Source organism: Sphingomonas sp. 3P27F8 (genome assembly GCF_005502745.1).
Taxonomy (GTDB): domain Bacteria; phylum Pseudomonadota; class Alphaproteobacteria; order Sphingomonadales; family Sphingomonadaceae; genus Sphingomonas.
Map to the genome: position 1 here is coordinate 1 of NZ_SCNL01000027.1, position 21,717 is coordinate 21,717.

A 21,717-nucleotide genomic window follows, 5' to 3' on the forward strand; every position below is an offset into this window, starting at 1 on the left:
GCTGGGGTTATTGGGGCCCGTCGCAGGATTTCGTGACGCATTATTCGGGCAAGGTGCTCGCAAATCTCGTCGGGCCTGACGGGCGGATGCGTTGCCGCTTCACGTTGATCCGCCCGTCCAGCGGAATGAGCGGCGGTGGCGAGGGCCAGTGCCAGGTGCCGGGTGGAGGCAGCCTCAACGCGACCTTTGCGCCCCATTGATCGGGCGGGGCGTTCTGGTGTGGACGAAAGGACCGGCCTGATCGATGCAGACCAACGACGCGCGGCGGCCGCCGGCACAGGTCGGCGGCATGCCGCCGGCGATGGGCAGCAGCCATCACATCCTGAACGGCGCCTCCAACTTGTTGTGGGTGGCGTTCGTCATCATCACCGGGCTGAAGGTTACGGCTTACGGCGCGCATTCTTTCGCTGGAGAAACCGCGCTTGGCGCCGCTGTGCTGCTTACCGCGAGTTGTTTTTCGTCTTGTCGGTCGCTCCGCGGCGGCCCGGACTGGTGGGAGCCTGGCCGTGCGCCTGCTGATTGTCGATGACAATGCCGAGCTGGCGGAAGCGCTGGCAGCGGCATTCCTGAGGCGCGATATACGCTGCGATATCGTGGGCACCGCGCAGGACGCCGAGCATCTGATCGCGACGGTTGACTACGCGGCGGCCGTGCTTGATCTCGGCTTGCCCGATGAGGACGGCCTGGTGCTATTGAGAAGGCTGCGTGCGCGTCGCTGCAACCTTCCGGTGATCGTGCTCAGCGCGCGCAGCGAAGGCGAAATGCGCGTGCTGGGGCTGGAAAGCGGCGCGGACGATTACCTCGTCAAGCCGTTCTTGTTCGTGGAGCTGCACGCGCGGCTCGTCGCTATTCTGCGGCGCCAGGGCGGCTACATCGAGGACGTATTGCGCACCGCGAACCTCACGCTTGATACGCGCAGCCGAGAAGTTCGTGCCGGTGCCGAGCCGCTCTCGCTGTCGGTTCGCGAGATCGAGCTGCTTGAATTGCTTATGCGACGCACCGGCCATGTCGTGCCCAAACGCGTGCTGGCGGATCAACTGTTCGGCGCGAGCGACGCGCTGGGCTCGAACGCCGTCGACGTCTATGTTCACCGCGTCCGCCGCAAGCTCGAGGATTGCGCTGCGGTAAAGGTGCAGACGGTGCGCGGAATCGGATACATGCTATCCACCGCATGATGCGCCGACTTCCCCGCTCCCTTTTCGGCAAATTGTTGCTGGGGCAGATCGTGATCGTGGTGGTGATCGCGGTTGCGCTGCCGCTGCTGTTGTCCCGTATGCTCAACGATACGGCGGACGCCTTCGTCGCGGCGCGGCTGGAGCACGAGGCGAACACCTTTCTGAACGGCAGCATGGCTGATGGTCCGCCGGTTTTGCGCGACCGTGGCAACCGCTTCTTCGCCTTGTTCGATGGCGGCGGCACGGTGCTGATCGCGCGACCACAGGTGCTGCCTTTCGATCTCGCCGATCTCCCGCACGGCGCGAAGCAAACCTTCGCCACCTGGGGGCGTTATGATCTGCTCACTCGGCCGGTGAAGCTGTCAGGCGGCCGATCGGGCTGGATGGTGGTGGCGCAGGACCGCACCCATCCAGAGGAGATCGTCGACGATATCGTCCGCTCGTTTCTGCGGCGCTTTGCCTGGGTGATCGCCGCAGCGCTGCTCGGCTCGCTGCTGCTGTCGTTTATCGTGCTGCGCCACGTGACGGGTATGTTCCGTGATGCAGCGACCGATGCCGACGCGATCGGCCTTTCCCGCCTCGATGGGCGCATTGATGAGGCAAGGATGCCGAGCGAGGCGATGCCGCTCGTCCACGCCACCAATCGCGCGCTTGATCGGCTGGAGGCGGGCTATCGCGCGCAGGGCGATTTCGTCGGCAACGTCGCGCACGAGCTGCGGACTCCGCTGGCGCTGATCTCGCTTCGGCTGGAGCAGCTTCCCGTCTCGCCGGAACGCGAGCAGATCGGGCGGTCGGTCGATCAGGCCAATCACGTCATTCGGCAACTGATCGATCTCGCCGCGATCGATCGGCTGCACCCGCAGCTGGGCATGGTCGATCCGGCGGCGGTTGCGCGCGAAGCGGTGGAGGGGATGGTGCCGATCGTCTATCGTTCGGGCCACAGCATCGCGTTCGAGGAGCCGGAGCAGCCGCCCTGTCGCGTGCGCGGGGTGGCTGAACTGTTGTCAATCGCGGTCACGAACCTGATCGACAATGCAGTACGCCATACCCCGGCCGGATCGGCTATCGTGGTGTCTGCGGCGGCGGACGGCAGCCTGACGGTGGAGGATGACGGCCCGGGCCTGGCCGTGGATGCGCGCGACCCCGCTGCACGCCGGTTCCGCCGCGGCGACACGGCGCGAAGCGATAGCGCGGGACTTGGGTTTTCGATCGTCGAACGCATCGTCGGCGTCTGCGGCGGAAGCCTCGAAACCGGCCGCAGCGCCGCAGGCGGCGCGCTGCTTCGGCTTCGACTGGACCCGACGCCGCTGGCGTAGACCGGGCGCATCATGGTCATTAAGACGCGGCTTTGCGTCAGGAAAAGTGTTCATGTCGTCCGACCAGCCGTCAGCGGTCAGCATCACCGAATTGTTCACTATCGGCATCGGCCCGTCCAGCTCGCACACCGTTGGCCCAATGCGTGCCGCCAAGGCGTTTGCACGCGAAATGGTGGATGCGGGCATTATGCCGGTGCGGGTGCAATGCGGCCTGTTCGGCTCGCTCTCGCTGACCGGGCGCGGGCATCATAGCGATCGTGCCGTATTGCTTGGCCTGGCGGGCGAAACCCCCGAGACAGTGGATCCCGAGATGATCGACGCGATGATCGCCGCGATCGTGGCGGAGGGTCGGCTGACCCTGGACGCGCGCGCACCGGTCGCGTTCGACGTCACCCGCGACCTCTTGTTTCGCCCCAGCTTCCTGCCTGCGCATCCCAATGCGATGGTGTTCACCGCGACGTTTCACGATGGCAGCGAGTTGGCGCGGCGCTATTATTCGATCGGCGGCGGCGTGATCCGGCAGGAGGGAGCGGAGCCGGATCGTGCCAACCGCCGGCTGCGTCATCCTTTCGGTTCTGCGGCTGAACTGCTTGCGATCGGGATGGCGGAGGCGATGAGCGTCGCCGATATCGTCCGCGCGAACGAAGGCGCTTGGCGCGGGGATGTGGAAACCGACGCCTTCCTCGACCGCGTTCGCGATGCGATGTGCGCCTCCATCGAGCGCGGTTGCGCAGCGACCGGCGAACTGCCCGGCGGCCTCAGGGTGCAGCGCCGCGCGCGCGCGATCCGCGAGAAGTTGGCGGAGCGGGGGCCGCGCAGCGATCCGGGCCTGGTGTTCGAGTGGGTCAGCCTGTGGGCGCTGGCGGTGAACGAGGAGAATGCCGCTGGCGGCCGCGTGGTAACTGCACCCACCAACGGCGCGGCGGGCGTGATTCCAGCGGTGCTGCGCTATTACGAGACATTCGTCCATGGTGCGACGCGCGACGGCATGCGCCGGCTGCTGCTCACCGCGGCCGCAATCGGGATGCTTTACAAGAAGCGCGCGTCGATCTCGGCGGCTGAGATGGGGTGTCAGGGCGAGGTTGGCGTCGCCTGTTCGATGGCCGCGGGCGGGCTGGTCGCGGCGCTCGGCGGCAGCAACGCGCAAATCGAGAATGCGGCTGAGATCGGGATGGAGCACAACCTCGGCCTTACCTGCGATCCGATCGGCGGGCTCGTGCAGATTCCCTGCATCGAGCGCAACACGATGGGCGCGATCAAGGCGATCAACGCTGCCTATCTCGCGCTCCACGGCGACGGGAGGCACATCGTCAGCCTCGATCAGGTGATCGAGACGATGCGCCAGACCGGCGAGGATATGCGCTCTAAGTATAAGGAAACCAGCCTTGGCGGCCTGGCGGTGAACGTGGTGGAATGTTGAGAGAAGTATCGTTCCTGAATACGGACGCGGCGATGCCGCGCCGTAAGCGGTCGGCGGGTGATGAAGCACCCGCCGACGCCCGTGCCTGGCCGCCTCGCGGATAGCTTTGCTATCCGCGCGCGGGATCAGGCCGCGAACTGGTTCATCGTGTTGTGCGCGCCACCCGCCTTCAGCGCGGCTTCCCCGGCGAAATATTCCTTGTGGTCGTCGCCGATGTCCGAGCCGCTCATGTTCTGGTGCTTCACGCAGGCGATGCCTTGGCGGATTTCCTGCCGCTGCACACCTTTGACGTAGCCCAGCATTCCAGCCTCGCCGAAATATTCTTTCGCCAGGTTGTCGGTGCTCAGCGCTGCGGTGTGATAGGTCGGCAGCGTGATAAGGTGGTGGAAGATGCCAGCCCGCGCCGCCGCATCCTTTTGGAAGGTGCGAATCTTCTCGTCCGCTTCCGCCGCCAGTTCCGTGCCGTCGTAATCGACGCTCATCAGCCGTGCGCGATCGAAGGCTGACACATCCTTTCCTTCTCCCGACCACCGATCATAGACCTGCTGGCGGAAATTGAGCGTCCAGTTGAAGCTCGGCGAGTTGTTATAGACGAGCTTGGCGTTCGGGATCACCTCGCGGATGCGATCCACCATGCCGGCGATCTGCTCGATGTGCGGCTTCTCGGTTTCGATCCACAGCAGGTCCGCGCCATTCTGCAGGCTGGTGATGCAATCGAGTACGCAGCGATCAGCGCCAGTGCCCTCGCGAAACTGGAACAGGTTCGACGGGAGCCGCTTCGGGCGCATGAGCTTGCCGTCGCGCTCGATCACAACGTCGCCGCGCAGCGTGGAAAGGTCGCTGACCTCTTCGCAATCGAGAAACGCATTATACTGGTCGCCCAGATCGCCCTTCTCTTGCGAATAGGCGATCTGCTTGGTGAGGCCGGCGCCGAGCGAATCGGTGCGGGTGACGATGATGCCGTCCTCCACCCCTAGTTCGAGGAAAGCGTAGCGGCAGGCACGAACCTTCTGGAGGAAATCCTCATGCGGCACGGTGACCTTGCCATCCTGGTGGCCGCACTGCTTCTCGTCGGAAACCTGATTTTCGATCTGCAGCGCGCAGGCACCCGCCTCGATCATCTTCTTGGCCAGCAGATAGGTCGCCTCTGCATTGCCGAAGCCCGCGTCGATGTCCGCGATGATCGGCACGACGTGCGTCTCATAATTGTCGATAGCGTTGACGAGCCGCTGCGCCTCGACCTCGTTGCCGGTCTCCCGCGCATGATCCAAATCGCGGAACATCATGCCGAGTTCGCGGGCGTCCGCCTGCTTGAGGAAAGTGTAGAGTTCCTCGATCAGCGCCGGCACACTGGTCTTTTCGTGCATCGACTGATCGGGCAGCGGGCCGAAATCGCTGCGTAGCGCCGCTACCATCCAGCCGGAAAGATAGAGGTATTTGCCCTTGGTCGAGCCGAAATGCTTCTTGATCGAGATAAGCTTTTGCTGCCCGATGAAGCCGTGCCAGCAGCCGAGCGACTGCGTGTACGCCGCCGGATCGGCATCATAGGCCGCCATGTCGCGCCGCATGATACCAGCTGTGTAACGCGCAATATCAAGGCCCGTACGAAACCGGTTCTGCAATTGCATCCGCGCGACCGCTTCGGCATCGATGCCGTCCCATGTGCCGTTGAAGCCACGGATCAGCGCGTCGGCGCCGGCGATTTTTTCCTGATAGGTCACGGATGATGCTCCTTGGATGATAAATCGGGGGTGCTGGAATGTCCGCCGGCGTGCCGAGGCACGTCGGCGGACACCTTCCTCCCCAGGAAGTCGCGGGTCAGCCGAGCCGGCCGAGGCGATGATAGAGATTGGAGAATTTGGCCGAACGCGGATCGTCCGCGATCTGCTTCACGTAATTTGCGACCGCTTCTTTCATCAGCCCGAAATCTTCAGTCGAGAACACTGCGCGGCTGCGCTGGGGTTCCTTCGTCATGTCGTGGCTCCTGCTTCGTTCGGCGTGTTCGCCGGATGGCAGTGCGATAATCCACGAACGGTGGTGCGATCAGCCATATTCGCGCGCTAAAAGTGTCGCGCGGTCGCACGAAACAAGTTAATATCGGTAATATTGTAAATTAATTGACAGAAAGACCACGGATGGCGCGGGACAAATTGCTGGCGGGTCACGCGGTCAGGCGCTTGCGACGGCGCACTGGCCTGACGCAGGCCGCAATGGCGGAAATGCTAGGCGTTTCCCCGAGTTACCTCAATCTGATCGAGCGCAACCAGCGCGCCTTACCGGCCGGCCTGCTGGTCAAGATGGCGGAGCAGTTCGATTTTGACCCGCGCGCGCTGGCCGCGGGGGAGCCGGGCGGCGGTGTTGCGGCGATCCGGCGGCGTTTGGCGGACCCGTTATTCGCCGATCTGGAAATAGATCGCCACGAAATGGAGGAATGGCTCGCAACGTCGCCGGGCGGCGCCGAAGCGTTCGCGCGCGCCTTCGATCGAGCGGGCGTTGCCGGAGCGGTGGCCGGCGGATCCGCGCAGGACGATGTGATGACGGCCGTGCGCCGCGAGATAGAGCGCTGGCGCAATCACTTTCCGGATCTTGATGCGGCGGCCGAAATCCTGGCGGATGAGCTGCGGCTGGTCGGCGCGGATCTCTATGCAGCCCTGGTCGAGCGGCTGCGCGTCAAGCACGGCCTGTCGATCCGCATCCTGCCGTCGGACGTGATGCCGGATCTGTTGCGGCGTCTCGATCTCCATGCGCGACAGTTGCAGTTGAATGAGACGCTTGATCCGTCCGCCCGCATCATGGCGCTTGCCAGTCAGCTCGCACAGCTCGAAGCGCGCAGCGAGATTGATGCACTGGCGCGCGGCGCAACTTTCGTGGATCGTAATGCGGAGCGGTTGTTTCGTCGCCATCTTACGAACTATTTCGCCGCCGCGGTGATGATGCCCTATGTTCGCTTCCTGCGCGCGTGCGAAGCAACCGGCTATGACGTGAGTATGCTCGAGCGTCGCTTCGGCGCTAGCTTCGAGCAAGTGGCTCATCGTCTAACCACGTTGCAGCGGGTCGGCGCGCGCGGCCTCGCTTTCTTCATGATTCGCATTGATCGCGCCGGGCAGCTTTCGAAGCGCTACGCCGGGGCAAGCAGCGCGATACTGGCGCAGGCGCATGGCCGTTGCCCGTTGTGGCGGGTGCATCACGCGTTCGAGCGGCCTGGCGCATTGACCGTGCAGCTTGTCGAGCTGGAAGACGGGGGGCGTTGGTTCACGCAGGCGCGCGTTGTGAGCGCGCCGGGCGGTAGGGGGGACGCAGCGCCCGATGAGGTAATAGCGGAGTTTGCGATCGGGCTGGGCGTCGCGGCGGAGCAGGCGGGGAGCCTCGCCGCCGCGCGGGGGCTCGATCTAGCGGGCGCCGCGACGCCGATCGGCCTTGGCTGTCGCGCCTGCCTGCGCGCCGGCTGCCCGCAGCGTTCCGCCGCGCCCGATGGCCGCGCGCTCACCGTGAACGATCGTGAGCGCGGGCTTTCGGCGCTCAGTTTCGTGGAGGACTAGCATCCGTCCAGCCGAGGCCGAGCGCCTTCTGGATCGAGACATAATCGGCCGTCATCGCGGCGGTCGCCTGGCTCAGCGACTGCTCCGCCGCCACGCGCTGGCGCTCGGCGTCTAGTACGTCGATCAGCGTCGCGGTGCCGGCATCGAACCGTTGGCGCATCAGCGTGGTGGTCCGACTGGCGACGGCAAGGCTGCGCGCGGCGCTCGCCGCCGTCTGCCGCCGCGCGGCGTAGCGCGACAGCGAATCCTCGGCGTCTCTGAGCGCCCCGAGGACCGCGCCGCGATATTGCGCTGCCGCTTCGTCGCGCGCGCCTTCCGCCTGTCCGACCCGCGCCGCGTTGCGCCCGAAGTCGAGAAAATTCCACGAAAGCTGCGGCACAGCCAGCGCCGACAGTTTTCCCAGATCGAAGATATCGCCCGGTTTCGTGCCGCCGATCCCGATCAACCCCATGAAGCTCAGGCGGGGAAATTTCGCCGCTTCGGCGACGCCGATCTTGGCGGTCGCCGCGGCAAGCTGGCGCTCGGCGGCGCGTATGTCGGGGCGTCGCTGGAGCAGCGCGGTCGGATCGCCGATCGCGACTTCGGCAGGCGGCAGCGGCACGGCGCGCTTTTCGGCAAGGATCGAGTCGAGCGCGCCTGGCGCCTCGCCCGCAAGCACAGCCAGCGCATTGAGATAAGCGTCGCGCTCGGCGCTAAGCGGCAGGATCGCGGCGTCGCTCTGCTCGACCAGCCCCTGCAGCCGATCGACATCCAGCGCGGATGCGGTGCCCGCGGCCTCGCGCTGGCGGGTAAGCGCCAGCATCGCGCGCTGGCGCTCCGCCGCGTCGCGTGCCAGCACGATGCGCTGCTGCCGGTCGCGAAGATTGATGTAGGCCTGCGCCACCTCGGCGGTGAGGCTCACCTGCGCGTCGGCGACACTCGCCTCCGCCGCCCCGATCGAGGCGCGTGCCGCCTCCACCTTGCGACGCTGACCGCCGAACAGGTCGATTTCCCAGCTCGCGTCGAACCCGACGTTGTAGAAGTTGAGCGCAGTCGATCCCCCGCCGCCGCCGCCGGATTGCCCAAGGTCGATGCCAGGCAGTTGCGCGTGAAGATAGGTCGCCTGCGCGTTCGCGCTGGGCAGCGCGTTGGCGCGCTCGAGCCGCAGGGACGCGCGCGCCTGTTTCAGCCGCGCTTCCGCCACCTGCACGTTCGGATTGGCGGCAAGCGCGCGACGCTCCAGTTCGTCGAGCGTCGTATCGCCGAGCGCGCTCCACCATTGCGCCACCGTGGGCGCCGCGATGCTGGTGCCATCGGCGGCGCGGATGAAGGCGGCGCCGGGTCTTACCGCGCCGGCCGAGGATGGGCCGGCATAATCCGGCCCTACCGTGCAGGCGGCCAGCGCGACGAGCGGCAGGATTGCTAGGGGAGTACGCATGGCGAATGGGCCTCAGTGCATTGCGATCGACTGCCCCTTGGGCAGTGGTCGCAGGAACAGGACAAGGGGAACGACGATCACGATGCCGACCGCGAGAAGCCAGAAGATGTCGTTGAAGGTCATCACCAGCGCATCGCGCTGGATCGATCCGGCCAGGGTGCGCATTGCCGCATCGGGGCCGCCGAGCGCCTGGCCAAGCCCGGCGAGGTAATCCTGCAGCATTCCCGAATTGGCATCGAGCGTTTCCTCGATCCGACGGCTGTGCAGCCACGATCGCCGATCCTGGATCGTCGCGATGCCGGCCAGCGCGAACGAGCCGCCAAGGTTGCGCATCGCGTTGAACAGCCCCGCCGCATCGCCTGCATCCTCCGGGGGCACAGAGGCGATCGCCGCCTGATTGAGGAACAGGAAGGACAGGATCGTGCCCACCCCGCGCAGCAATTGCGATTCGACGAAAGCGCCGCCTGCCGATTGCGCCGTCAACACCGTGTCGATCCAGCAGCTTGTCGCCATGATGAGCAGGCCCGCGCCCACCGCGATGCGGATATCGAAATGCCGGATCATCAGTGGCGTGAACGGCATCAGCATCAGGCTGGGAATACCTGAAAGCAGCACGATCTTGCCGGACTGGAGCGCATCGTAATTGGCGATCGCGGCAAGGAACTGCGGGATCACATAGGAGGTGCCATAAAGCACCATGCCGACGACGATCCCCATCATCGCGACCGATCCGAATTGCCGATCGAGCAGCAGCTTGAGCTTGATGACCGGGCGGCGGGCGAACATCTGCCCGGCGAACAGCAGGACGAAGCCGATCGCGGAGACGAGCGATATCGTGACGATCTCGCTGCTCTGGAACCATTGCTCGCGCTGCCCCTCCTCCAGCACCACGGTGAGCCCGCCCAGCCCCAGCGCCAGCCCTGCGATCCCCATCCAATCGGCATTGAGCAACTCGCCGAGCTGCGCCTTGCGATGCGGCATCGTCAGCAGCAGCAGCGTCACCAGCGTGATGCCGACTGGCAGGTTGATGAAGAACGCATAGTGCCAGCTGACATTCTCGGTCAGCCAGCCACCGACCAGGGGGCCAAGCACCGGCCCCAGAATCGCGGTAACGCCGAACAGCGCGTTGCCGATCGGTTGCTGCGCCCGTGGCAGGCGCGTCGCGATGATCGTCATCGCGGTGGGAATCAGCGCCCCGCCGGTAAACCCTTGTCCGACACGCCCGATAATCATCATCGTCAGGTTGGTCGAAATCCCGCACAGCATCGAGAAGCCGGTAAACAAGGTCGCCGCAATCAACAGGAACGTGCGGAGCCCAAGCATGCGCTCCAGCCATGCCGAGAGCGGAATGATGATGATCTCGGCCACCAGATAGGCGGTCGCGATCCACGTGCCCTCGGTCGCGCTCGCACCGATTTCGCCCTGGATGGTGGGCAGCGAGGAATTGACGATCGAGATGTCGAGCGTCGCCATCATCGCGCCGAGGCTGCCCGCGCCGACGGCCAGCCACGCGGCCGCATCGGCGCGCTCGGGCAGCCCCTGTGTCGCCGCCGCCGGTGTATCCGACGCGCCGACGGTGGTGGCGTTCATTGGCCGATCCGCTCGTTGTGTTGCTGCTGCTCGCGCTTGATGCGATCGGCCGCGCCCTTTGCGGAACGCGTATCGACGCTCACGTCCACGGACATGCCGGGCACCAGCAGCGCGCGCGTTTCAGGGCCAGGGCTGATTGCGATCCGCACCGGCACGCGCTGGACGATCTTGGTGAAGTTGCCCGTCGCGTTCTGTGGCGGCAGGATCGAGAATTGCGCGCCCGTGCCGGGCGAAACGCTGGCGACCCGCCCGGGGATCTCCACACCCGGCAGCGCATCGACGCGGACGGAAACCGGCTGTCCGACGCGCATCAGGCCAAGCTGCGTCTCCTTGAAATTGGCGTCGATATAAAGACCGCGCACCGGCACGACCGTCATCAGCCGCGTCGCGGCCTGCACGAACTGCCCTTGCCGTACGGTTTTGTTGCCGATGCGGCCGTTGATCGCGGCTCGGATCAGGGTTGCGCCCACATTGGTGTCGGCGGCGGCGAGCTGCGCGCGCGCCCCTTCGCCTTGCGCCAGCGCCTGTTTCACCTGCGCTTGCAACGTGCCGACGCGCCGCCGCGCGCTCACGACCGCAGCCCGAGCGGCGGCGACCTTCGCGTCGGCCTGCGTCGCCTGACTCTTTAGTTGCGACAGTCGTTCGCGCGTTTCGGCGCCGGTCGCGGCGAGTGGCTGATACCGAGACACTTCATTATGCGCGAATGCCGCATCGGCGCGCGCGGCGACCAGGTCGGCTTGCGCACGCGCTATGTCGGCCTGTTGTTCACCAATCTGCGCGCGAACACCGGCCGCATTGGCGTTAGCCACGTCGATCTGCGCCCGGCTCTGCGCTGCCTGCGCATTATAATCGCGCGAATCGATCTGCAGCAGCGGCTGCCCCGCAGTCACCGTCTGGTTATCGGCGACGAACACCTTTTCGACATAACCGGAAACCTTGGGCGACACCGTTACCGCATCGGCCTGGACATACGCGTCATTTGTCGATTGCTGGTATTTGCCATAACTTTCGTAGCGCAACAGAAACGCGATCCCGCCGATCACAACAAGCGCGATTACGATGATGAGGATCAGGCGAACACGCGGTTTCTTCAGCGGGGAGACGCGCTCCTCCGTGGGCTGAGTCGCGGTGTTTTCGGGCGTTTGGTCTGCCATGGGAGTATCCGGGGTCGATTGCTGTCGTTTCAAATGCTCGCAGTTGCAGCATAATGCAAGACCATGTAATGAGGTTCCTCATGAAAAGCGACGATCAGCTCATCAAGAACCTCGCCAGCGCCTATCTCCAGATACATCGCCGTCTCAATCGGGCGCTGACACAACAGGGCGCCTCGCTGACACGCACCAAGATGCTGCTGTTCATCCGGGCGCGCCAAGGCGCGGCGCGCGCCGCCGACATCGCCGAACTGTTCGATCTTGCGCCGCGCACAGTCACGGAAGCGCTGGACGGCATGGAGCGCGACGCGCTGATCGCTCGCGCCGCAGACCCGGATGATCGCCGCGTGAAGCGAATCGCTATCACCGCGGCCGGCGCGCGGATGCTGGAAGCGACGGAGCCGCTGCGACAGAAAGTGTTGTCGGCGCAGCTCACCGCGCTCAGCGACGAGGAACATGCACAATTGACCTGCCTCCTCGGCAGGCTTGTCGAGTCGCTCGACGAGGCATGATGCTGGCGGAATCGCGTGCTTGCGTCTTTGCGCGCACGTGATAGGCTCTCACTCTTCCAACGCAAGATGCCGACAGAGCATTGCACTGGAGAGGAGACGGATAATGGAACGGATCAATTCCGGCGTGTGCGAGTGCAATGTTGGCCTGCTCGCCTGTGCCAGCGGCATCGCAATGGCGATCTTTGGCGTGGCGTTCGCGCTGCTGGGCTGATCGCCCGTAGTTATTCCCGCCGCTGATCTCCCGCATCACGATTCGCGCCGGCTGTCCGCCGCGCCTGGGATCCTTTCGAAATTTCATTCTTCATCGCGTCGGTAGCGCAGCGCGTCCACCAGCACGCATGATCGCTGCGGCCGGGGCCAGCGTGTCAGCAGCCTTTTCCCTGCCCCGGAATCAAGAGCTTCACGATGGCTTGCGCGCCGACCCCGATCGCATAGCCGATGAGACGATCGTAAAATGAAGTGAAAATGAACTCAATCGGTCGATCGATGTAACCGAAGTGTCACCGGGATGCCGCGCGACTGACATAGGGCCGCCCTCGGCGGGCCGATGCAGCCCGTGTTTGGGGAAACATCTCATGACGATTCTTTCGCGGACGCGGCTGCGTCTTCTCGCCGGTGCTGCGCTTTTCGCGCTGCCGGTCTCGGCGCATGCAACGCCTGCGCCTGTCGCGGATGCCGCGCCGGCTGAAGCTCCTGCCGCAACCGACGATTCGGGCATCAAGGATGTCGTCGTCACCGCGACCAAGCGCGAGACGAGCCTGCAGAAGACGCCGATCGCGATCAACGTGGTCGACACGCAGGTCATCAAGGATCGCCACGTCCAGAGCCTTTACGATCTTGCCGACGGTGCCGTGCCGTCGCTGCGTATCGCCACGTTCGAGGCGCGGCAGTCCGCGCTCACGATCGGCATCCGCGGCATCGTGCCGCTCGACGCGAATCAGCCCGCGCGCGAGCAGGGCGTCGGCATCTACGTCGATGGCGTCTATATCGGTCGCCAGCATGGTTTGAACGCCGCGCTGTTCGATCTGGAGCGGATCGAGGTGCTGAAGGGGCCGCAAGGCACGCTGTTCGGCCGCAACACCGAAGGCGGCGCGCTGAGCATCGTTTCGAAAGCGCCATCGGGCGTGTTCGACATGCGCGTTACCGCGGGCGTCAGCAATTATGGCGGCTATAATGCCGATGCGCACGTCGATCTGCCCGAATATCACAATTTCAGCGTGAAGCTGGATGGTGTGGTCCAGTATCAGGGGCCGACCACCAAGAATCCGATGCCGGGCCAGGCCGGCTGGAACTCGTTCAATCGTCGCGGCGGTCGTGCCGCCGTGCGCTGGAAGCCGACAAGCAACATCACCAACGATTTCTCGTACGACACCGGCTATGACGCGAACACGCCATTCTACAGCCAGCTGCTGAACTACAATCCGAACAATTGCGCCGCTGGCTCCCAGGCGTCGCAGCCGGCCTGCTATCTGCCAGGCACCAATTACACGAACCTCACGGGCACCGTGAAGCCGCTGTCGCCGCTGGTCGTCGTGAACGGCCAGACGCGCATGACCGTAGCCGACATCGGCGTTCCGCAGCAGGAAAGCATCGATAAAACGCACGGCTTCACCAACAACTTCAAGTGGAGCGCCTCGCCGGAGATCGAACTGCGCTCGATCACCGCATGGCGGGGGGTTACGGCTACGCAGTGGGATAACAGCGGCGGGGCGCATCGCGTGCCGGTCTATTCCCCCAATGGCGCGTTCAGCCGCTACAGCCTCGCCAACCTGCGCCAGACGCAGTTCAGCCAGGAATTCCAGGCCGTCGGCTCGATCAGCAGCATCGATTACGTGGCCGGCCTCTATTATTTCAACGAGCACGTCAGCGACAACGCCGCCACGCCCAATTCCAATATCTGGAATGCGGACGGCACCGGCTACACGATCAACCCGGCGATCTACACCAACCCGTTCGCCACGATCGATCGCGCGTCCGAAGTATGGTCGAAGAGCTATGCCGCCTACGGCCAGGCGACCTGGAACGCGACCGATTCGCTCCACCTCACCGTCGGTGGCCGCTACACCAACGACAAGAAGCGCGGCGTCCTGCACTTCTCGCGCGGCGTAAACTACGATACCAACCCGACCGTCGCCGCCGCTGCCGGCTACGCACCGCTCGACAAATCGTGGAACCGCTTCAACCCGATGGCGACGGTGGCCTATGACGTGAGCGACGACGTGCACGTCTATGCCAAATATGCCACCGGATATCGCGCGGGTGGCGCGAGCTCGCGCACGTCCAACTATCAGCCGTTCAACCCGGAAGACGTGAAATCCTATGAAATCGGCCTGAAGGCGGATTTCTGGGATCACCGCGGCCGCCTGAACCTGGCCGGCTACATCATGGACCGCAAGGACAGCCAGGTCGATATCAGCTCGATCCAGCCGCTCGGCGCGAGCAACTTCAACAACCTCGTGACGATCAACGCCCCCGGCATCACCAAGATCCGCGGGATCGAGGCCGATCTCACGCTGCGGCCGATCGATGGCCTGACGCTGACGGGCTCCTATGCCTATACCTACACGCGCATCCCGCCCGTGCTGATTACGGCGACCGCCGGCGGCCTCACCACGAGCGTGTACCAGAACTTCTACATCGTCTTCACCCCGCGCAACGCCGCGAGCGGCGCGGTCGATTACGAGGTTCCGGTCGGCGGCGGAGACGCGAAGATCCGCTTCCACCTCGATGCCAATTACTCGCAGTCGACGCAGGCGTTCGACCAGTTCGCCACCCACAATGACGCCTCGTTCCTCGTGAACGGCCGCGTCTCGCTGGCGGATATCGATCTGGGCGCTGGCGGTCAGAAGGTGACGTTCTCGCTGTGGTCGCGCAACCTGTTCAACGCGCAATATGTGTTCCGCCGCGATCCGTCGAACAGCCTGCCGGGCGCGCCGTCCAGCAGCGTGACGACGGGTAGCGTGAACAACATCCTGGGCGATTACGGCAACTTCAACGCGCCGCGCACCTTCGGCGTCGAGGCGACGTTCCGCATGTAACGGCGTTTTCCCCGATCGCGTGGCTCCCCTGCACGCGCGGTCAGTTCTCAGGCCCGGCCCGTCCTTTTTGTCGAAGGCGCGCCGGGCCTTTTTTCTATGCGACGCGCGCGATTGTCAGCACCGCGCGCAGGCCGGGGCGTGCCTGCTCCAGATCCAGCCGGCCGCGATGCAGCCCGGCGATCGCCTGCACCAGCGGCAGGCCAAGCCCATGCCCGCGCGCATGGCGGCTCGGCTCAAGCCTGCCGAACCGGCGCAGCGCGGTCGCCTGCTGCGCGGCGGGTATTCCCGGTCCGTCGTCGCGCACCGTCAGCCGGACGTGGCTGTTACCGCTGCACACGGAGAGGGTGATCGTGGTGCCGGCGGGCGTATGGCACAGCGCGTTTTCCACCAGGTTGATGAGCGCCTGGCTGAGCAATTGCCGATCCCCATCGATATCGGCACGATCACAATCGCCGACGACCAGAAGATGCCCGGATTCGGCGGCGACCGGCGCCATCATCTCCCCGAATTCGGCGACCAGGCCGCCAAGATCCAGCCGGGTGAAGCCGGCGCGGCGATCGCCCCCCTCTACCTCCGCAATGCGAAGCGCGGCGTTGAACATCGCGAGCAGCGCATCGCACTGCGCAAGCGTTTCCGCGATCTCGTCCTGAAGCGCCGCCGCTTCGCGGCGACCGGCGATCAGCGCAAGCCTGCTGCGCAGCCGCGCGAGCGGCGTGCGCATGTCATGCGCGATATCGTTGCTGACGTTGCTGATCTCGGCCATCAGATCGGCGATGCGATCGAGCATGCGGTTGAAGGTGGCCGCCTGTTCGGCGAAGGCATCGCCGCTGGGATCGACCGGCAGCCGCCGCCGCATGTCGCCATCGATGATCGCAAGCGCGGTTTCCCGCACTTCGCCGATGCGCCGGCTGACCAGCGACACGAACACGACCGCGCCCGCGACGACGATCGCGACGATCAGCGCGAACCCGAAGAGATAGAGCCGCCCGCGTGCCGCGCCTTCCTCGTCGATCGGGTCCGTTTCCGCGATCGTGGTGAGCCGCAGCCCGCCGCCGGCGTCGCGCACCAAAGCCCGCCCGGTCGACAGCCCGGCGATCCTGGCTTCGCGCGCCAGTGACGAGAAGCCGATCGGCAGCGATCGGGCCGGATGCACGTTGCCGCCCAGCCAGCGCCCGTTCGCATCGGTCAGCGCGAAGCCGACATCGGCGGTGTCGCGATCGCGCGAGAGCGCGGCGATACGGCTGGTGATCGCGGCTACGTTGCCGGGCGGCGAGGCGCTGATAACGCCATCCGCCAATGCCGCGATGCGCTTGTCGACCAGTTCGACGATCGCGCGCTGCATGGCGCGGTGCGTCGCAAACCCGGTCAGCGCCACGGCGACGAAAAACGCGGCAAGGAAAGCGAGCGTCAGCGATCGCAGCGATCGCAGCGCCGGCACGATCAATCGCGCAACATGTAGCCGATGCCGCGCAGCGTGACGATCGGATCGCTTTCCCCATCCCCGATCAGCTTGCGTCGCAGCGCGCGGATCTGGACATCGACGATGTTGGTGGTCGGCTCGAAATCATAGCCCCACACCCGCTCGATCAGCATCGCGCGCGTCAGCACCGTGCCGGCGTTGCGCGCCAGTTCGGCCAGCAACTGCAATTCCAGCCGGACGAGATCGAGCGGACGATCGTTGCGCCACGCGCGAAACCGGGTCGGGCTCACCACGATGTCACCCGCGCGAACCGTATCGCCATCGCCGGTGGTCCACTGCCGCCCGCGCAACAGCGCCTTAAGCCGCGCGTCAAGCTCGATCGCGGGCGTGGGCTTCACGACATAATCGTCGGCGCCCGCATCCAGCCCCTCCACCTTTTCCGCCGAGCGGCCGAGCGCGCTGAGCATCACGACGGGCAGCCGCTTGCCGCCCTCCCGCAGCCGGCGAATGACTTCGGTGCCGTCCATCTGCGGCAACATGCGATCGATGATCGCGGCGTCGAACGGTTCGCGATCCGCCGCCTGCAGCGCCACCGCGCCGCTCGCCGCCACCGTCACCTCATGATCGAGCGCGCGCAATTCCTCGGCCAGCGTCGTCGCATAATCTTCGTCATCCTCCACCAGCAGCAGGTTCATCCTCGATCTCCACCACCGTGCATCACTGCCGACATATGGCCGGCGCGGCACAAGGCAAGTGACAGTTCTGTCATTGACTCGCGCGGCGCTTTCGCGTGGTGGAAGAAGGCGGGAGAGGCGAGGGACGAAATGGGCGTGACGGGTGAGCGTTTCGATGTGCTGATCGTGGGCGGCGGGCATGGCGGCGCGCAGGCCGCCGTGGCGCTCAGGCAGCGCAAGTTCGCCGGCACGATCGCGATCGTCGGCGACGAGCCGGAGCTTCCCTATGAGCGGCCGCCGCTGTCGAAAGACTATCTGTCGCGCGAGAAGGAATTCGAACGCATCCTGATCCGCCCCGCGACCTTCTGGGCGGAAAAGCAGGTGGAGATGCTGCTCGGGCATCGCGTCGCCTCGGTCGATCCCGCCGCGCATCGGGTGACGGCGGCGGACGGCATGGCGATCGGCTATGGCACGCTGATCTGGGCGACCGGCGGCAGCCCGCGCCGTCTGACATGCGACGGCCACGCGCTCGCGGGGGTTCATGCGGTGCGCACGCGCGCCGACGTGGACCGGCTGATGGGCGAACTGGAGACGACCCGCCGCGTGGTGGTGATCGGGGGCGGCTATATCGGGCTGGAGGCGGCGGCGGTGCTGTCGAAACTCGAAAAGCAGGTGACGGTGCTCGAGGCGCTGCCGCGCGTCCTGGCGCGCGTGGCGGGCGAGCCGCTGTCGCGCTTCTACGAGGCGGAGCACCGCGCGCATGGCGTCGAGGTGCGGCTGGGCGCGACGGTATCGTGCATCGAGGAGCGCGACGGCGCGGTCAGCGGGGTGCGGCTTGCCGATGGCGAGGTGCTGCCATGCGAGATGGTGATCGTCGGCATCGGGATCGTCCCGGCGGTGGAGCCGCTGCTCGCGGCCGGCGCGACTGGCGGCAACGGGGTCGATGTGGACGCGTTTTGCCGCACCAGCCTGCCCGATATCTACGCGATCGGCGATTGCGCCGCGCACGCGAACGGCTTTGCCGGCGGCGCGCACATCCGGCTCGAATCGGTGCAGAACGCGAACGATCAGGCGACGACCGTGGCGAAGGCGATCATGGGAGAGCCCGTCCCCTATGATGCGGTGCCATGGTTCTGGTCGAACCAATATGACCTGAAACTGCAGACGGTGGGCCTTTCGACCGGCCACGATCAGGTCGTGCTGCGCGGCGATACGGCGACGCGATCGTTCAGCCTGCTCTATCTGAAGCAGGGCCGCGTGATCGCGCTCGACTGCGTCAACGCCACCCGGGACTATGTGCAGGGCCGCGCGCTCGTGCTGGCCGGTTCGGTCATCGCGCCGGAGCGGCTTGCCGATGCGTCCGTTCCGCTTAAGGAACTGGCGACAGCCTAGCTACAGGAGCATCCAATGAAGACCCGCGCCGCCGTCGCATTCGAGGCGAAGAAGCCGCTGGAGATCGTCGAGCTGGACCTCGAAGGGCCAAAAGCCGGCGAGGTGCTGGTGGAAATCATGGCGACCGGCATCTGCCACACCGACGCCTACACGCTCGACGGCCTGGACAGCGAGGGGCTGTTTCCGAGCGTGCTGGGCCACGAAGGCTGCGGGATCGTGCGCGAGGTGGGGCCGGGCGTCACCAGCGTTGCGCCCGACGATCATGTCATCCCGCTCTACACGCCGGAATGCCGCCAGTGTAAATCCTGCCTAAGCCAGAAGACGAACCTGTGCACCGCGATCCGCGCGACGCAGGGCAAGGGGCTGATGCCGGACGGCACGAGCCGCTTCAGCTACAAGGGGCAGACCATCTTCCATTACATGGGCTGCTCCACCTTCTCGAACTTCACCGTGCTGCCGGAGATCGCGGTGGCCAAGATCCGCCCGGACGCGCCGTTCGACACGAGCTGCTATATCGGTTGCGGCGTGACCACCGGCGTCGGCGCGGTGGTCAACACCGCCAAGGTGGAGCCGGGCGCCACCGTTATCGTATTCGGCCTGGGCGGGATCGGCCTCAACGTGATCCAGGGCGCGAAATTCGCGGGCGCCGCGCGCATCATCGGCGTCGATATCAACCCGGACCGCGAGGAATGGGGCCGCCGCTTCGGGATGACCGATTTCGTCAACCCGAAGAACGTGGGCGATATCGTCCAGCATCTGATCGCGCTCACCGACGGCGGCGGCGATTACACGTTCGATTGCACCGGCAACACCGTCGTGATGCGGCAGGCGCTGGAAAGCGCGCATCGCGGCTGGGGCGAATCGATCGTCATCGGCGTGGCCGAAGCGGGCAGGGAAATCGCGACGCGGCCGTTCCAGCTTGTCACCGGGCGGGTGTGGAAGGGCACCGCCTTCGGGGGTGCGCGCGGGCGGACGGACGTGCCGAAGATCGTCGACTGGTATATGAACGGCCTGATCGAGATCGATCCGATGATCACGCACCGGTTGTCGCTGGAGGACATCAACAAGGGTTTCGACCTGATGCACGCCGGCGAGAGCATCCGCTCGGTCGTCGTTTACTGACGCGATGGAGACCGTTTCCACCAATCGCGCGTTCGGCGGCACACAGGGCGTCTATCGCCATGCGTCGTCGGCGACGGGCACGGAGATGACCTTCTCCGTCTATGTCCCGCCGCATGAGGAGGGCGATCGGCTGCCGGTGATCTGGTATCTGTCCGGCCTCACGTGCACCCACGCCAATGTCACCGACAAGGGCGAGTTCCGCCGCGCCTGTGCGGAACTGGGCGTGATCTTCGTCGCGCCGGATACGTCGCCGCGTGGCGAGGGTGTGCCCGACGACGCCGACGCGGCCTATGATTTCGGGCTGGGCGCGGGCTTCTATGTCGATGCGACCGAGGCGCCGTGGGCGGCAAACTATCGCATGTGGTCCTACGTCGCCGACGAATTGCCGGCGCTGGTCGCGGCGAACTTTCCGGTGGATGCGGCGCGGCAATCGATCATGGGCCATTCGATGGGCGGGCATGGCGCGCTGACGATCGGGCTGACCTTCCCGGATCGCTATCGCGCCGTCTCCGCCTTCGCGCCGATCGTCGCGCCATCGCGGGTGCCGTGGGGCGAGAAGGCGCTGGGCGGCTATCTCGGGCCGGATCGCGCGGCATGGCGCAAACACGATGCGGTGGCGCTGATCGAGGACGGCGCGCGCGTGCCGGCGCTGCTGGTCGATCAGGGCGCGGCGGACCAGTTTCTGGAAAACCAGCTCAAGCCCGATCTGCTGGCCGACGCATGTGCACAGGCCGGCATCCCGCTGACGCTCAGGATGCAGCCGGGTTACGACCACAGCTATTATTTCATCTCAACCTTCCTGGCCGACCATCTGCGCTGGCATGCGGAGCGGCTGCGCTGACGGTCAGCTCTGGCTCGGGTCGATGTCTTCCGGGCCGGCGCCCTCGGGCGGGGCGATATTGCGATGGACGCGGACCCCGGCGCTGAGCGCGGATCGGGCGATCGCCGGCGTGCTCCGCGCGGCGAGCGCGGCGCCGGGCGTCGGGCCGGCGGGGGCAACCGCGCCGCTGCGGTGGATCGTCACCGACCCGACTGTTTCGTTGCCAGCGGTGATAGCGGCGGTGGCAGCGCCGCCCGCCGCCTCGCGGTGCACCGTCACGCCGAACTGATCGCCGGCGGCGGCGATCGTCGTGCCGATCTCCGGCTCCACGCCCTCATAGCGCTGCCGGAAAGCGAGCGCGTTCTCCATCCCGTCGCGCCAGCGATAGAAGATATGCGCCCCCACCGCCCCGATGCGCGTCAGGCTCGACGCCCACCATGGCAGCACATAATTGGCGTGATAATGCGTGGCGGACCCGATCGGCGCGTAGACGTCGCCGGACAGCGCGGCCGCCGCCACCGCGCGCGCGCGCGCCCAGGCATTCGGATCGCGCGGGCGGGTCATCGATCCGTCGCAGGTGAAGCTGAACTGGCAGCCGGTGCTGCGGTTCGATCCCTGATAGACGACGCCGCACACGCTTTTGGGAAAAGCACGGTCGCGCACGCGGTTTAGCACCACCTGCGCCACGGCGCGCTCGCCATCCACGGGTTCGGATCGTGCCTCGTAATAGACCGCCTGCGTCAGGCAATCGAGCGCACGGCCGGCATCGTCGGCGGATTGCTCGCCCGCCTCGAAGGCGGGGGCGGCGTTCAGCACCGCTGGTCGCGCGAGCTTCGCCAGCGCGGCTTCCTCGACGATGTTTGTCGGCACATCCAGCGCCAGCCGCTGGAGCAGCTCGCGCGGGTTCTTCACCGGGCGCGCGGCCGCCGTTCCCGGTGCCGGCGCGTAATTCGGCGCCTCCGCCTTGGGCACGCACGACGTGGCCAGCACGAGAGTGGGCACAGCAAGGAAGATGGGCCTCAGCATCGGCTCCGGCACAGGTCAGGCATGGGGCCGGAGTAAAGCAGCGCGGCTAAGACGCGGTTAACGGCACGGTGCGCGGCTTGCGGGCGGCCCCCGATTGCCTCACAC

General features: G+C 65.8%; 18 protein-coding genes and 1 pseudogene. 11 read left to right on the plus strand and 8 right to left on the minus strand.

From position 1 onward, the window contains the following. The 5 genes and pseudogenes from FFS35_RS20135 to FFS35_RS19045 all read left to right on the plus strand — a co-directional run. Positions 1–200 (plus strand): annotated as a pseudogene (locus tag FFS35_RS20135) (hypothetical protein); the annotation flags it as partial. A gap of 44 nt (positions 201–244) precedes the next feature. Next, positions 245–529 (plus strand): hypothetical protein, encoded by a 285-nt coding sequence (locus FFS35_RS19030; protein WP_137788369.1) that lies wholly within the window; start codon positions 245–247, stop codon positions 527–529. Then, positions 507–1,175: a response regulator transcription factor gene (locus FFS35_RS19035; RefSeq protein ID WP_137788370.1), complete on the plus strand. Its 669-nt coding sequence runs from the start codon at positions 507–509 to the stop codon at positions 1,173–1,175. The genes FFS35_RS19030 and FFS35_RS19035 overlap by 23 nt, the downstream gene beginning before the upstream one ends. After that, positions 1,172–2,491 (plus strand): HAMP domain-containing sensor histidine kinase, encoded by a 1,320-nt coding sequence (locus FFS35_RS19040; RefSeq protein WP_137788371.1) that lies wholly within the window; start codon positions 1,172–1,174, stop codon positions 2,489–2,491. Before FFS35_RS19035 ends, FFS35_RS19040 begins: the two co-directional genes overlap by 4 nt. A gap of 52 nt (positions 2,492–2,543) precedes the next feature. Beyond that, entirely contained in the window at positions 2,544–3,911 is a 1,368-nt protein-coding gene (locus FFS35_RS19045) for an L-serine ammonia-lyase (RefSeq protein WP_137788372.1), read from the plus strand. Between the two features lie 125 nt (positions 3,912–4,036). On the opposite strand, the gene FFS35_RS19050 is transcribed toward FFS35_RS19045, so the two are convergent. Both FFS35_RS19050 and FFS35_RS20140 read right to left on the minus strand, forming a co-directional pair. Continuing rightward, complete coding sequence (locus FFS35_RS19050; RefSeq protein WP_137788373.1) at positions 4,037–5,632, minus strand: isocitrate lyase; 1,596 nt, start codon at positions 5,630–5,632, stop codon at positions 4,037–4,039. A 97-nt stretch (positions 5,633–5,729) separates the two neighbouring features. Continuing rightward, on the minus strand, positions 5,730–5,885 hold the full coding sequence (locus FFS35_RS20140) for a hypothetical protein (RefSeq protein WP_171007692.1): 156 nt from the start codon (positions 5,883–5,885) through the stop codon (positions 5,730–5,732). Between the two features lie 161 nt (positions 5,886–6,046). On the opposite strand from FFS35_RS20140, the gene FFS35_RS19055 reads away from it, so the two are divergent. Continuing rightward, complete coding sequence (locus tag FFS35_RS19055; protein WP_137788374.1) at positions 6,047–7,450, plus strand: short-chain fatty acyl-CoA regulator family protein; 1,404 nt, start codon at positions 6,047–6,049, stop codon at positions 7,448–7,450. Here FFS35_RS19055 and FFS35_RS19060 read toward each other — a convergent pair. From FFS35_RS19060 to FFS35_RS19070, 3 genes are read right to left on the minus strand one after another with little or no spacing between them, the layout of a single operon-like run. Beyond that, positions 7,431–8,867 (minus strand): efflux transporter outer membrane subunit, encoded by a 1,437-nt coding sequence (locus tag FFS35_RS19060; RefSeq protein ID WP_137788375.1) that lies wholly within the window; start codon positions 8,865–8,867, stop codon positions 7,431–7,433. The genes FFS35_RS19055 and FFS35_RS19060 overlap by 20 nt on opposite strands. A 12-nt stretch (positions 8,868–8,879) precedes the next feature. After that, positions 8,880–10,457: an MDR family MFS transporter gene (locus tag FFS35_RS19065; protein WP_137788376.1), complete on the minus strand. Its 1,578-nt coding sequence runs from the start codon at positions 10,455–10,457 to the stop codon at positions 8,880–8,882. Further along, complete coding sequence (locus tag FFS35_RS19070; RefSeq protein ID WP_137788377.1) at positions 10,454–11,611, minus strand: HlyD family secretion protein; 1,158 nt, start codon at positions 11,609–11,611, stop codon at positions 10,454–10,456. The genes FFS35_RS19065 and FFS35_RS19070 overlap by 4 nt, the downstream gene beginning before the upstream one ends. A gap of 80 nt (positions 11,612–11,691) precedes the next feature. Here FFS35_RS19070 and FFS35_RS19075 point away from each other — a divergent pair, with 80 nt between their 5' ends. Further along, complete coding sequence (locus FFS35_RS19075) at positions 11,692–12,120, plus strand: MarR family transcriptional regulator (RefSeq protein WP_249341742.1); 429 nt, start codon at positions 11,692–11,694, stop codon at positions 12,118–12,120. 575 nt (positions 12,121–12,695) lie between these two features. Further along, the gene (locus tag FFS35_RS19080; protein WP_137788379.1) at positions 12,696–15,158 is read left to right on the plus strand and encodes a TonB-dependent receptor; all 2,463 of its coding nucleotides are present in this window, start codon (positions 12,696–12,698) and stop codon (positions 15,156–15,158) included. Between the two features lie 94 nt (positions 15,159–15,252). On the opposite strand, the gene FFS35_RS19085 is transcribed toward FFS35_RS19080, so the two are convergent. Both FFS35_RS19085 and FFS35_RS19090 read right to left on the minus strand, forming a co-directional pair. Then, positions 15,253–16,596 (minus strand): ATP-binding protein, encoded by a 1,344-nt coding sequence (locus FFS35_RS19085; protein ID WP_249341743.1) that lies wholly within the window; start codon positions 16,594–16,596, stop codon positions 15,253–15,255. A gap of 2 nt (positions 16,597–16,598) precedes the next feature. Further along, positions 16,599–17,273: a response regulator transcription factor gene (locus FFS35_RS19090; protein ID WP_137788380.1), complete on the minus strand. Its 675-nt coding sequence runs from the start codon at positions 17,271–17,273 to the stop codon at positions 16,599–16,601. Between the two features lie 129 nt (positions 17,274–17,402). On the opposite strand from FFS35_RS19090, the gene FFS35_RS19095 reads away from it, so the two are divergent. Genes FFS35_RS19095 through fghA form a run of 3 tightly spaced genes read left to right on the plus strand, consistent with a single transcriptional unit; the run spans position 17,403 to position 20,607 of the window. Then, the gene (locus FFS35_RS19095; RefSeq protein ID WP_137788381.1) at positions 17,403–18,644 is read left to right on the plus strand and encodes an FAD-dependent oxidoreductase; all 1,242 of its coding nucleotides are present in this window, start codon (positions 17,403–17,405) and stop codon (positions 18,642–18,644) included. Positions 18,645–18,659: 15 nt separating this feature from the next. Further along, entirely contained in the window at positions 18,660–19,766 is a 1,107-nt protein-coding gene (locus tag FFS35_RS19100) for an S-(hydroxymethyl)glutathione dehydrogenase/class III alcohol dehydrogenase (RefSeq protein ID WP_137788382.1), read from the plus strand. Between the two features lie 4 nt (positions 19,767–19,770). Beyond that, positions 19,771–20,607, plus strand: coding sequence for an S-formylglutathione hydrolase (gene fghA, locus FFS35_RS19105; protein ID WP_137788383.1), 837 nt, complete (start codon positions 19,771–19,773; stop codon positions 20,605–20,607). Positions 20,608–20,610: 3 nt separating this feature from the next. Here the strand turns inward: fghA and FFS35_RS20210 are convergent, their stop codons facing one another. Further along, complete coding sequence (locus tag FFS35_RS20210) at positions 20,611–21,612, minus strand: cell wall hydrolase (protein WP_212742237.1); 1,002 nt, start codon at positions 21,610–21,612, stop codon at positions 20,611–20,613. Positions 21,613–21,717 lie beyond the last annotated feature (105 nt).